The 12,359-nt window shown below is 44.7% G+C and carries 11 protein-coding genes; 2 read left to right on the forward strand and 9 right to left on the reverse strand.

All coding sequences use genetic code 11. The annotated features are described in order from the left end of the window. Window positions 1-185: 185 nt before the first annotated feature. The 5 genes from A4S05_RS04885 to pipX all read right to left on the reverse strand — a co-directional run bounded on the left by A4S05_RS04885 (window position 186) and on the right by pipX (window position 5,949). Window positions 186-2,861 carry a DEAD/DEAH box helicase gene (locus A4S05_RS04885; protein ID WP_069068706.1) on the reverse strand — a complete coding sequence of 892 codons (2,676 nt, stop codon included), beginning with the start codon at window positions 2,859-2,861 and terminating at the stop codon, window positions 186-188. Window positions 2,862-3,016: 155 nt separating this feature from the next. Further along, window positions 3,017-3,835 carry a pyrroline-5-carboxylate reductase gene (proC, locus tag A4S05_RS04890; protein WP_069068707.1) on the reverse strand — a complete coding sequence of 273 codons (819 nt, stop codon included), beginning with the start codon at window positions 3,833-3,835 and terminating at the stop codon, window positions 3,017-3,019. A gap of 106 nt (window positions 3,836-3,941) precedes the next feature. Continuing rightward, window positions 3,942-4,544, reverse strand: coding sequence for a cell division protein SepF (locus A4S05_RS04895; RefSeq protein ID WP_069068708.1), 603 nt, complete (start codon window positions 4,542-4,544; stop codon window positions 3,942-3,944). A gap of 461 nt (window positions 4,545-5,005) precedes the next feature. Next, a complete protein-coding gene (locus A4S05_RS04900) occupies window positions 5,006-5,674 on the reverse strand; it encodes a YggS family pyridoxal phosphate-dependent enzyme (RefSeq protein ID WP_069068709.1) in 669 nt (222 codons plus the stop codon). Continuing rightward, window positions 5,671-5,949 (reverse strand): transcriptional coactivator PipX, encoded by a 279-nt coding sequence (pipX, locus tag A4S05_RS04905; RefSeq protein WP_069068710.1) that lies wholly within the window; start codon window positions 5,947-5,949, stop codon window positions 5,671-5,673. Before pipX ends, A4S05_RS04900 begins: the two co-directional genes overlap by 4 nt. 177 nt (window positions 5,950-6,126) lie before the next feature. Between pipX and A4S05_RS04910 the strand changes: the two genes are divergently transcribed. Further along, window positions 6,127-6,552 carry a hypothetical protein gene (locus A4S05_RS04910; protein ID WP_069068711.1) on the forward strand — a complete coding sequence of 142 codons (426 nt, stop codon included), beginning with the start codon at window positions 6,127-6,129 and terminating at the stop codon, window positions 6,550-6,552. 186 nt (window positions 6,553-6,738) lie between these two features. Here the strand turns inward: A4S05_RS04910 and A4S05_RS04915 are convergent, their stop codons facing one another. From A4S05_RS04915 to psaK, 4 genes are all read right to left on the reverse strand, one after another. Continuing rightward, the gene (locus A4S05_RS04915; RefSeq protein WP_069068712.1) at window positions 6,739-7,656 is read right to left on the reverse strand and encodes an energy-coupling factor transporter transmembrane component T family protein; all 918 of its coding nucleotides are present in this window, start codon (window positions 7,654-7,656) and stop codon (window positions 6,739-6,741) included. A 142-nt stretch (window positions 7,657-7,798) separates the two neighbouring features. Further along, window positions 7,799-9,169, reverse strand: a complete 1,371-nt coding sequence (gene der, locus A4S05_RS04920; RefSeq protein ID WP_069068713.1) for a ribosome biogenesis GTPase Der — start codon at window positions 9,167-9,169, stop codon at window positions 7,799-7,801. A gap of 361 nt (window positions 9,170-9,530) precedes the next feature. After that, complete coding sequence (locus A4S05_RS04925; RefSeq protein ID WP_069068714.1) at window positions 9,531-10,727, reverse strand: site-2 protease family protein; 1,197 nt, start codon at window positions 10,725-10,727, stop codon at window positions 9,531-9,533. 590 nt (window positions 10,728-11,317) lie between these two features. Then, complete coding sequence (gene psaK, locus A4S05_RS04930) at window positions 11,318-11,572, reverse strand: photosystem I reaction center subunit PsaK (RefSeq protein WP_069068715.1); 255 nt, start codon at window positions 11,570-11,572, stop codon at window positions 11,318-11,320. 122 nt (window positions 11,573-11,694) lie between these two features. Between psaK and A4S05_RS04935 the strand changes: the two genes are divergently transcribed. Next, window positions 11,695-12,327, forward strand: coding sequence for a phosphoribosylanthranilate isomerase (locus A4S05_RS04935; protein WP_069068716.1), 633 nt, complete (start codon window positions 11,695-11,697; stop codon window positions 12,325-12,327). Window positions 12,328-12,359: the final 32 nt, after the last annotated feature.

Raw genomic sequence — 12,359 nt, forward strand, 5'->3', positions numbered from 1 at the left:
CTCTACAGGGAATTATCCGTCAATTAATTCTTGACAGACTACTAGTGGTCTATCGCATTAATTTTGCTGAGTTTGTAGTAAGCACTTCAGTGCTTAAAAATCCAGGACTTTAGTCCTTACTACGAACTGATTTACCCCTCATAACTAATGAGACAGACTACTAGTTTTGCGTCAGAGCGCCCTGTTTATTCAACCACCTCATTCACAGGGAATCTATCAATCAACTGCATCGCCCGATAGGCATTTCGTTGGAAAGAGTCTGGCAAGTGGGGAACGTGGGGTATCTGCGATAATAAATCCAACGTGCGGCGTAGAATTCTCACCACATCGCCTTCATCTAAGGTGGTGTTCTCGCAGAGTTCTGTCCACTCGATTCCCAGCGCCCATTGTTCCACGATCGCAATTAACTCAAATTCCAACCATATCGGTAGTGCTACGTTATACCGCCGTTGTGCTTGGAACATTTGGCGGCGAATTCCCCGCAATTTTGCCAAGGCTTCTGCGACTTCATTACTTAGGTCAAAGTTAACCTTACTATCTGGACGGGGAGTTTCCATCACCAAAGCGGCGGCGGCGGCGGCTAAATGGTGCGGATCTAAGTTGTCCAATTCACCACTAGCGAATACTAAACCCAGCCACAATTCATTTTCGCCTCGAATTGCTGCCGCAATTCGCCCTAATACTGTGGGGACTAAGTTATCCAAACCGCCAAAATGTTGCAGAATTGCGATTAAATTTAGAAACTCTTCCCAATGACGTTGTGACTGTTGCTCTACTTGCCCTTGCAACTGTTCAAGTTCGGCTTCTAGTTCAACATAGCGGGCGCGTCGCTTGAAAAGCGTGGCAGCATTGCCTGATTGATGTAGGGGATGAGCTTCTAATTGCTCTTGGACGGCGGTAGTGCGACTGAGTTGTTCTGCTACTTCTGGTGCTAGATGCAAAGATTCTATCGGATCAGGAATACGCACAGCGATCGCAAAGCTTTCTTCGTTACCACGGCGTGACTGTCCTGGCTTCAAAGGCATCTCTGGCGGTGGTAGTATATGAGGCGGCACCTCAATTCGCGGCAGTTCAGCGTACAAATCAACTACATCCCCTGTAGTTGCCACATACCAGCGGTTATCGTGCCCCAAGCATACCAAGTAAGGAGCTTGACCAGAACCAGGCGATTTTCCTACTAACACTGCGGTTACTGGTGAAGACACTGTGATATTTTTGCCTTTGAGACTCAACAGAGTTCCTGACACTGCAAAGCCCAGCATCATCACCAATTCTTCTTGGCGATCTTCCTGTGCTTGCTCTTGCAAGGTCTTTAATATCTGTCGTTCCACTTTCAGGCGTTGCCGCAATTTCTCATAAATCGCCAGTTCATTTTCATCAACTGCGGCAATTTGCTCATGAAGTTGAGCTAATTGTCTTTCAAGTTCGGCAATCTCGTCATATTCTGGTCTTAAATGCAAGGTCGCCATGTACTGCCCAAAACTGCGTTCTATCAGTTCCCTGGTTTGCTCTAGGGTGTGGGTTTGCAGCAAGTTGAGTACCATGCCATAACTGGGCGTAAACTGGCTTACAAGGGGGTCTGGCTTGGATGTTCCCAAATACGCGGCTTCTTTGGCTCCTTCAAAGGGAGTTTGGACTGTCACCACATGACCTTGTTTATCCATTCCTCGGCGGCCTGCGCGTCCTGCCATTTGCAAGAATTCGGAAGCATTCAACAGGCGGTGTCCGGTGTCGGTACGCTTGGAAAGGGTAGAAATTACCGTTGTCCGGGCGGGCATATTAATTCCCGCTGCTAATGTTTCGGTGGCGAATACCACTTTAATCAGCCCTTGCTGAAATAGTTCTTCTACCAGTGCTTTCCAAGCAGGCAAAATTCCGGCGTGGTGGGCAGCAATTCCCCGATACAGGGGTGCAATTTGTCCAGAACGCCCTGCTTCAGGATTGCGGGCTAAAAAGTCATCAATCTGTTGCCGCAAAATCTGGGACTCTTCATTATTTACCAGCCATAAATCACCCACTTCCGCCACTGCTTTATCACATCCCCGGCGGCTGAAGATGAAGTAAATCGCTGGGAGCATATCCCGTTGCTCTAACTGGCTCAAGGTATAAATGATACCAGGAGCTTCAGGTCTGCCACTTCTCCCCCTCTCCCTTTCTCCCCCTCTACCCTTCTTCTTCTGAAGTCTGGGGTTAATTTTAGTTTTGCTATCATTCAACAGGGGAAATAACCCTTTAGGGTTGCAAAAGTGAAATTCTAAGGGGACTGGGCGAAAATCGGAGTAAATCAGGTCTGTTGGCCCGTGAACGCGATTTAGCCAGTCGGTGAGTTGATCGCTATTGGCAACCGTTGCTGAGAGGGCTGCTAGTTGGACTTCACGGGGACAATAGATGATTGATTCTTCCCAAACTGTCCCACGTTGGCGATCGTTCATGTAGTGGCACTCATCAAGTATCACCGCTTCAACGTCTACCAATGAGATGCCGACTTGCCCAATGGGTGTACCATAGAGCATATTTCGGAAAATTTCTGTGGTCATCACTAAAATCGGTGCATCTCTGTGAATGGAAGCATCTCCAGTTAACAGTCCGACTTGATCAAACCCGAATTTTTCTCGAAAGTCACGTAATTTTTGATTCGACAGCGCCTTTAGGGGAGTCGTGTAAAATACACGTTTTCCTCGTGCCAGGGCGCGATAAATGGCGTATTCCCCGACTAATGTTTTGCCCGAACCGGTGGGGGCACATACGACTACTGAGCGTCCGGCGTTCAGGGACGCGATCGCTTCTTTTTGAAACTGATCCAGTTCAAAGGGAAATATAGACCCTAAGTCAAGTTCTGGAGACGGTGCAGGATAATTCACTCAATCACATTTGCAACCAGATTGTTTACTATATTAACGAGTCTTTTGTCAACTTCGTTAGGGATTGGGTATTGGGGATTGGGGATTGGGTATTAGGTATTTAAGAAGAATTTCAGCGCCTAGTCCCCAGTCCCTAGTCCCCAATCCCCAGTCTCTCATTTTCCCAGCTCTTGCGATCGCTCTGTGGCAGCTTTGACTGCTTCAATTAAAGCTGAACGAAATCCTGCCTGTTCTAGCTTGGCAATTCCCGCAATGGTTGTACCGCCAGGGCTAGTAACACGATCTTTGAGTTCTGCTGGGTGCATTTTGGTTTCCTGCAACAGTTTCGCTGTTCCCAGTACGGTTTGCAAGGCTAGTTGATTAGCAATTGCTCTAGGTAAACCTGCGGCGACTCCGCCATCTGCAAGTGCTTCTACTAATAGTGCCACGTAAGCCGGGCCACTACCAGATAGCCCTGTAACTGCATCCATCAGCCCTTCTGACACTTCCACCACTTCGCCCACAGTAGAAAAAACTTGCTGTGCTATTTGGTGATGCAAGGCATTGGTATATGCACCCGAACAAATCGCGGTAACTCCTGCTCCCACAGTTGCAGGGGTGTTGGGCATTGCTCTAATCACTGGCAATTGCACAAATGCAGCTTCTAGCTGATTTAAAGGCACACCCGCTAATATGGAAATGATCAGCGGTGATTGTTCTCTATTAAGAATATCAATATCTGCTAATTCTTGAGCGATCGCACTAAATACCTGCGGCTTCACTGCCAAAAAGACAACTTCTTTTGCTTCACTGAAAACCTGGCTATTATCTGTAGTCACAGCAACACCGTATTGCTGTTTTAAGAAATCTAGGCGTGAAGATAGCGGTTCGCTAACTATGACTTCTGATGCTTGATAAATTCCACGCGCGAGCAGGCGGGATAAGAGTGCTTCTCCCATTACCCCACCACCAATTAAGCCAAATTTTATAGTCATTGATCATTAGTCATTAGGCATTAATCATCAGTCGTTTGTCATTTGTCACTATGATCAAAACCCAGGACAAATGACAAAGGACAAAGGACTAATAACTAATTTAACTTTATTGTGCCATCCGATTAGTTTCGTTGCCCCAACTTTGATTTGAAGGGCCTGTTGTAGGACGAGAGGGACGCGCTGGTGGTTGTGGTACTTCATGAAGAACGCCACCTTGGGTGCTAACTTGGACACAACTTGGTGTAAACAAAAAGATGCTCTCACCGATGCGCTCTTGATGTCCATCTAGTGCGTAAGTACCACCCGCAACAAAATCTACTGCTCGTTGAGCTTGATCTGGATCCATGATTGTCAGATTTAATACTACTGACTTGCGTTCTCGCAGCGCTTGAATTGCCTGGGGCATTTCTTCAAAGGTGCGTGGTTCGAGTACCAAAACTTCCGAAATTCCGTTAATTGCTCCTGGCATACCAATCACATTCCCCATTGGCTTTTGACCTGTTGCTATATCATCTCCCATTGTAGGCACTGGTTCCCGCCAGCGTCGATTTTGAGCGGCTGGATTCTCTTGTGGTGCTGGTTGGGGATTTTCTTGCTGATACAGATTTTGGTAATTGTTATCTGTTTCTGGTTCTTCTTCGTAATACTCGTATTCCACTTGCTCATTTAGACCCACAAAGTCTCTGAGTTTGGAAAAAATGTTGTTCATTGTGTGTGTACTCTCCTGGTGCGAATAGTCTGTATTGACTTGGCTAAGGATTAGTTGAGCTAGGAGCGCTCGCTACATCGGTGGATACTTCAGCAAGTGTATTGCTATTTGTAGCCCATACTACGGGTTTTGGCGATGAACTGACACTTATTGGAAAGGTCTGTGCATCGCCTAAACATAATAATGAGTCAAGATTATATCCTAAGGTTTATCCGAAGGAAACTTCTTTATACCCTATTTTGACTTGGCGATTGCTCTTGTCAATACTATATCCTTTGTTTCCAATTGCACCAGTCTGTTACAAAATTCTTGTCAACAAATCCTGATCTCTATTAATACCGTCCTCAAAGGCTGATGATTAATCGGCTAAGAGCGATCGCCAAACAATATGGTTATTAATCACACCCTCATTGCGCCTGCTTGCACTTGATACTCAAGCGAAAGAGGGATGTGAAATACGCTTAAGAGCGATCGCCAAACAATATGGTTCCTAATCGTACCATCGTTGCACCTGCTTGCACTGCCAGTTCGTAGTCGCCTGACATACCCATAGATAGGTGCTGCATTTTTATGTGCGACCAATTTTGCTCCTGGATTTCTTTTGCTAACTCACGATTACGATTAAACACATTAAGAATTTCGGAATCATTTAATCCGGAAGGCGGAATTGTCATCAAACCTTGAATTTGTAAACTTTTGTATTGATTGAGTGTGGGTAAATCAGCCAAAAGTTCTGGCACACTCCAACCAGACTTGTTGGGATCGGGGAGAATTTTCACTTGTAGGCAAACCTGGGGAGTCACTCCTAGCTGTTGCGCCAATTGGTCTAAGCGCTGTGCCAGCTTCAAATTATCCACGGAGTGAATCCAAGGGAAATGCTCGATGGCTTTTTTGGCTTTATTGCTTTGCAAATGTCCAATAAAGTGCCAGGTAATATCCGGTAAGTCTTGCAACTCGGCTTGTTTACTGGCAGCTTCTTGGATACGACTTTCCCCGAAATCACGAATTCCTGCGTTGTATGCAGACCGAATGGCCTGGGCAGAAACTTGTTTGCTAACAGCAATCAATTTGACTGAAGTTGGCAGTGAGGAGCGAATGGAAACGATACGTTCGGAAATCGAACTGTTCATTGGAAGGTGCGCTGGAAAACACTCTGAAGCTGATCGTACTCCTGAGAATGCCCACTGCGCCGCAGAGTACGCAAGCGATTTTCCAACATCATTCTCGCCTCAGTACGTCCTAGAGACTGGAATTTGACACCTTTAACGTCATTTGCCACCAAAAAAAATAAGCGCTGGGCATAAAGTGTGGTGAACAAATCCTGGTTTTCATCAACCATACAGATTTTGTAGAGTAAACCCCAAGTTGGATGGTTTATGTAAGTTTCTGCGTTTTCTGGATTCATTTAAGAGTCAAGGTGTTGTCAAGGTGGGAGTATATATATCTTTTCGCAGTTAATTCCAAACATTCAGACGATAATACCAACATTCGCCAGAATATTTGCTTAAAATGCGAAACTGCGGTTACGAAGACCTTGATCTAGTTTCTAATGGGCAGATGAAGCTAGTGGTAGTGAAGCGGAATGGTACAACAGAAGCCGCGAAGCGTAGATTCAGAGAGTAGAGGCTGGTTGATAAACATCACCATCTGCTTTGGTGATTTCAATTTACCAATCTGTAGGGACAAGGCACAAAATAGTCCTGATCTTCTGGTTGAAAGTTCGGCTTGGCAAGGAAAAACATCCTTTGAAGTTTCCAAAGGCAATGGCGAATTTTTCAACTTCTTTCCATACTGCCACAACTGTCGCCCAATGGCACAAAATTGGGATTGGGGATTGGGTACTGGGGACTGGAAAGAAAACTATCATTTATGCAAAAGGTCTATTGATTATCCAGTATTTTTAGCGGTGGAATTGATGCCTGAGCGTTGTGCAGAGATTCATAAGGGTACTCGGTCAAAAATATTGAGATTAGTTTGTAGTGTTCGAGTAAGGCTGGTTAATACCTAAAATCTACAGGAAATGCTAGGGGATCAATTTTGTGAGGTTAAGGCAAGAGACGCGATGAATCGCCGTCTCTACAATAATCAGTCTTTGGTAGAGACGGCAATTTAATGTTTTACTTCTAACTCCTGAATTCTGACTCCTGAATTCTGAATTCTGTTGTATTACCTCTTACCATTTTTCGGGGCAAAATTAGACTTGAGTTCCTATAGTTACCCGTATTCCCCAGAATAAGATTAAAGTTGCGATCGCAAGCCAATCACGCCCTTTTAATCGTAAGTCGTGCCACTGCACTCGATGCTCATTGGGACTGGTAAAACCCCGTACCATCATTGCATTCGCCATTTGATCGGCTCGTAAGAGCAGATTTTCCAAAAGTCTTTCTGCAACTGTCATCCAAACCTTGAATGCTCCTTTTAATCCCAGTTTTTTCCAATTAATTGCTCTTGTCATCACGGAGCGGAATAAATTTTGCACTTCTTCTAGAACTAGGGGAATAAAGCGCAAGGACAAAGTTAAAGTTAAAGCAATTTCTGTGACGGGCAACTTGAAGCGTCGCAAGGGTTGCATTAGGCTTTCGATGCCAGATGTGATTTCTTCTGGTGCGGTTGTTAACAGATACAGGTTGGTGCTGTAAATTACGGTAAATATAAGTGTACTCAGGCGTACCGCCAAACTCAACGAGTAGCGAGTGACTTTAACCGGGCCTTTGTGAAATAGCACGTAGCTGTATGCTTTTTTCTCGGCTACTGGCTCTTTAATATTATTAGAGAATGCTTGCTGGGTTAATATTTGTTCATTAGCTGGTAAGCGTGGCTGATGATTTACACCCATTCCATCAGGACTGATGGCTCCGATCGCTAAGATAAAAAACGATAGCATTAACAGCCAGCCCATTTGCTGTTGCCATACACGTCGGGGAATTCTCGCAATCAAGGTGGCAATAATCAATACTACCACTAGCAGCACACGCCAAAGGTTGTTGGCCAAAACATAGCTTGTTAAAAAGCTCATCAACCAGGCGAACTTGACTCGCGGATCAATTTTATGCAGCCAAGTTTGGGGTTGTTCTAGATAAAGTCCAAGTGGCAGCGATCGCAATAAATCCATTTTAGAGTTAGGAGTGAAGAATGACGAGTTAGGAGTTTTGACTTTAACTCATAACTCTTGTACAGACGCGATTCATCACGTCTCTCTTGTACAGACGCAATTAATCGCATCTCTCTTGTACAGACGCGATTCATCGCGTCTCCTAACTTATTTTGACGCGAGTTGCTCTATTAACATTACCACTTTCGGCATCACGGACTTTTTTGCTCCGCCACAGCAAAATAATTGGTGTGCCTTTAAATCCTAGCTGTTGACGAAATTGCCGTTCAATGTAGCGGCGGTAGTTGTCGTTGAAGCGTTTAGAATCATTGACAAATAGTGCGATCGTTGGTGGTTGGCTACTTACTTGTGTACCATAATAAATCTTGCCCTGACGCCCACCACGAGATGCTGGCGGTGAATGCCAACTAACGGCATCTGTTAAAACTTCATTAATTACTGATGTGCTGACACGGCGTTTGTGTGATTCAGCCGCCGTTTTCACCAATTCGAGAATCTTTTCTACCCGTTGTCCTGACAAGGCACTCACAAAGATTGTTTCTGCCCATTCGGTAAAATGTAGCCGTGATTGCAGAGTTTTTTCGTAGTCGTAGATTGTGTAAGAGTCTTTTTCGACGGCATCCCACTTATTAACGACGATGATGCAAGCTCGACCTTCCTCGATAATCCGCCCAGCTAATTTTTGGTCTTGCTCAGTAACTCCATCTACGGCATCTATTACTAATAAAACCACATCAGCGCGGCGAATCGCTTTGAAAGCACGGTTAATACTAAAGAATTCCGTGCCGTATTCTATGTGTTTCTTTTTGCGAATGCCGGCGGTGTCAATCAAGCGGTAAGTTTGTCCATCCCGTTCAATGACGGTATCAATAGCATCGCGGGTTGTGCCGGAAATTGGGCTGACAATTGCCCTCTCTTCCCCGACAAAAGAATTGAGTAAGCTCGATTTGCCCACATTGGGGCGACCCACAATTGCTACTTTGATTTCATTCGTGTCTGGGATATCCTCAATAGCAGGGATGTGATTAACTAACTCGTCGAGTAATTCTCCTGTACCACTGCCATGAATTGCGGAGATAGGGTAAGGTTCGCCCAATCCCAATTCCCAAAATTCGGCAGCTTGCATTAAGCCTTGGTCTGGAGATTCACATTTATTTACAGCTAGTAGTACAGGTACGCGTTGTTGGCGCATCCATTCGGCGATTTCTAAATCTGCCGATGTGGGGCCTGTTTGACCATCGACTACAAAAATAGCGCCACATGCTTCTGCAAGGGCTGTCATTGCCTGTTGGCGAATCAGTGGTAAAAATTCGGTATCATCATTAAAAACTAAACCACCAGTGTCTACCACTAAAAATTCGCGGCCATTCCAGAAAGCTGGCATGTAAGTGCGATCGCGTGTCACTCCCGGTTCATCATGGACAATCGCCGTTTGTTCCCCGGCGAGTCGATTAACCAGGGTGGATTTGCCCACATTTGGGCGTCCGATAATTGCAACAATTGGCAGTGCCATAAAACCAGGGTAAGTGAGAGACGTAGTATATCATGTACCTACATTTTACTCACTTTAAACTTGAAGTTTTAATAATTTCCCAATCATCTGAGGCGATTTCTGTGTTGGGCTGTTTGTAACGTCATACTTTTATGGCAGGAGGCAGGAGGCAGAAGGCAGGAGGCAGGAGGCAAAAGTATTACTATTCCTAGCCTTGGGGTTTTCAAAATGTCCTAACCTATGTGGCTACGGCTATAAAAATAAAAAAAGGTAGGATTTCCTACCTTTTACCCAAAAAAAGCATTTTGTAACCAAATACCAAATTAAATATCACACACACTTTTGACGTATCTATTGCAAACCTATGACAAAGTTGTGACGTTTAATTTGTAGCTGATTTCGCCATTACTCCCAGTTGCAACCCCGGTGGATAATTCCCTTCTTCCTTGATACGCTTAATTTCAGCATCGGTTATCCGTAAATTTAACTTTTGTGCCAGCGATCGCACAATATCTCCCCGGTCAATTACACCAGCTACAGCACCAGCGGGAGAAAGCACGGTAATTCTAGGTAACTGCTCATTTTCTAGCTTGTTAATCACCTCAGCTATCGATGTTGATTCTGCAACAGTGGGTATTTCTGTCAATGGGCGCACTATGCTGTGTAAGGTTTCGGTTTCCCATTCACTCCTTTGGGTTAAACGGAAATCGTCAATGGAAACTAGACCCCGGTAACGTCCATCAGAAGCAGCAAAATAAACCTGTGAGGGAGCGGTTTCCAAGAGATATAAATCGGCAAAGGAGCGCAATGTCTGATCAGCATCAATAACTCGAAAATCACGGGTCATTGCATCGGACGCCACCACCTTGAGTAGGCTTTCTTGCAGTGTAGTCATGTTGTCATAGTTGTTGGCGTTGCGGACAGCAAACCAACCTAACAGCGCAATCCACAAACCAGCTACTAACTCCCTGGTCACGAAATCTACAACAAATCCTAAAGCGATCGCAGCATAACCCAATATTTGCCCCGCCTTTGCAGCCCAGTGTACGGCTTGAAAGCGATTACCTGTTATTTGCCATAGTGCTGCTTTTAACACTTGCCCCCCATCTAGAGGTAAGCCGGGAATCAGGTTAAATAGAGCCACCACCAAGTTAATTCTCGCCAAATCTCCAACCATTACACTGAGAGGATTAGTCTCAGGTATCACAATAGTTAATAGCTCGAGCAAGAAAAATAGTATGATACTGACCAAGGGCCCAGCGATCGCTACTTGAAACGCTTTGAGAGGAGTTTTAGATTCTTCTTCAATAGCAGCAATCCCGCCAAACATAAATAGAGTAATTGAATTAACTCTAATGCCTTGCGATCGGGCTACTAAGCTATGACCCAACTCATGTAACAATACCGAACCAAATAGCAGCAGTGCCATAACTATTCCAGCACTCCAAGCTATAAGATTCCCCCATTCCTGATAAGCTACCCCAAAATTGAGGGTTGCCAACCCTAAAATCACAAACCATAATGGGTCTAAAAATAGGGGAATTCCAAATAAAGACCCAATTCTCCAATTTGTTTGCATTACATTTCCCTAAAACTAAATATCGCCAGTAGTTTTTATACTGAAATACTACGCATATTCGTATACAAATTGATATTGAGCATCAATTCAGTAGTTGAGAGTGACGCAATGCTCTTATTTCTAGAATAGACAATTAATGGCTGTTAGGTGTGGGGATGGGGGACTGGGGATTGGGGATTGGGCATAGAAAATTGTAGGTTGGGTTAAACAAAGCGCAACCCAACAAAGCCCCGAAAATGTTGGGTTTCGTTCCTCAACCCAACCTACACATTTCAAGGTTTTTGGCGCTAACCCAAGCGTATTGCAATGAAAAGAGGCAGAGGGGTAGGAAGCAGGGAGCAGAGCCAATACGGCTCGGTTAAGGCAAGAGACACGATAAATCGCCGTTTCTACAAAGGACTGATTCTTGTAAAGACGGCGATTTATCGCGTCTTTGGGATCTAAAGTGTGTCATCAACAAACCTTGTCCGAACTGTATTGGGAGCATAGGAGAAAGAGTTAATTTTCTCCCCCTGTGCCCCGGCCAAAATTGTTTTTAGGAGTTTTGTATTGACTGCGGCGTTACTTGTAACGCCGCAGTCATCAAAAAACTACAGACGACCGATGTTAGTCAGCCCTAAAACGATGCCAATGCCGATAATATGACCAAAAGCCATCGCCCCAACGAATGTTGGAATACTAATTGGCAAAATAGGGAACTTGGGGCCAACTAGGGGTTTTTCAATCCTGGTACTTAATAAAACCATTACTAAGCTGCTGACACTGATGATGATCGCTACTGTAGGATTCCACGCAGGTGTTGCGGGAACAGATGCAGCTAGTGCTAGAAAAATAGAGGAAATCAAGCTTTTGTCTCCTAAAGTGAAAAGTTAATCTTAGACCAACAAGATTATAAAATTACAAGGCCCAAAAGTTTTTTAGATAGTTTAGACTTTTCAAGTGATTATTTAAATTTGTTCAGATATTCATGCGCGTTAAGATTTGCGGCATTACTCAACCAGAGCAGTCTATAGCGATCGCCTCTCTTGGCGCAACGGCACTAGGATTTATTTGTGTACCAAGTTCGCCCCGCTACGTTACCACGTTGCAAATTCGGGCAGCAGTGGCAGAACTCCCAGCAAACATTGACAGAATTGGTGTTTTCGCCAATGCCAGCATCCCTGAAATCTGCCAGATAGTTGTTGATTCTGGGCTGACTGGCGTCCAGTTACACGGAGATGAATCACCAGATTTTTGCTACCAATTGCGTCAATCTTTACGCCAGGTCGAAATTATCAGAGCTTTGAGAATTAGGAGTCTTGAGCATCTTGACACAACTGCTGATTACACAAAATATGTGGATACTTTGCTACTTGACGCCTACCATCCGCAACAACTGGGTGGTACAGGCAAAACTTTAGATTGGACAATGCTAGAACAATTTAGCCCTAGTTGTCCTTGGTTTTTAGCAGGAGGATTGACAGCCGATAATATTGTGGAAGCCCTAAATCAGGTTAATCCTAGCGGCATAGATTTATCTAGTGGTGTGGAACGAACACCTGGAGATAAGGATTTAGATAAAGTAGCCAAGTTGTTTGAGAAATTAGGGAGTAGGGAGTAGGGAGTAGGGAGAGATGAGGGAGATGGGGGAGA

It is taken from the genome of Nostoc sp. KVJ20 (assembly GCF_001712795.1).
GTDB lineage: Bacteria > Cyanobacteriota > Cyanobacteriia > Cyanobacteriales > Nostocaceae > Nostoc.

What these genes read in the sequence shown, in the direction of transcription:
- proC (WP_069068707.1), bottom strand. Translation starts at nt 3,835, where the DNA reads ATGACTATAAAATTTGGCTTAATTGGTGGTGGGGTAATGGGAGAAGCA.
- A4S05_RS04895 (WP_069068708.1), bottom strand. Translation starts at nt 4,544, where the DNA reads ATGAACAACATTTTTTCCAAACTCAGAGACTTTGTGGGTCTAAATGAG.
- A4S05_RS04900 (WP_069068709.1), bottom strand. Translation starts at nt 5,674, where the DNA reads ATGAACAGTTCGATTTCCGAACGTATCGTTTCCATTCGCTCCTCACTG.
- pipX (WP_069068710.1), bottom strand. Translation starts at nt 5,949, where the DNA reads ATGAATCCAGAAAACGCAGAAACTTACATAAACCATCCAACTTGGGGT.
- A4S05_RS04910 (WP_069068711.1), top strand. Translation starts at nt 6,127, where the DNA reads ATGGTACAACAGAAGCCGCGAAGCGTAGATTCAGAGAGTAGAGGCTGG.
- A4S05_RS04915 (WP_069068712.1), bottom strand. Translation starts at nt 7,656, where the DNA reads ATGGATTTATTGCGATCGCTGCCACTTGGACTTTATCTAGAACAACCC.
- der (WP_069068713.1), bottom strand. Translation starts at nt 9,169, where the DNA reads ATGGCACTGCCAATTGTTGCAATTATCGGACGCCCAAATGTGGGCAAA.
- A4S05_RS04925 (WP_069068714.1), bottom strand. Translation starts at nt 10,727, where the DNA reads ATGCAAACAAATTGGAGAATTGGGTCTTTATTTGGAATTCCCCTATTT.
- A4S05_RS04935 (WP_069068716.1), top strand. Translation starts at nt 11,695, where the DNA reads ATGCGCGTTAAGATTTGCGGCATTACTCAACCAGAGCAGTCTATAGCG.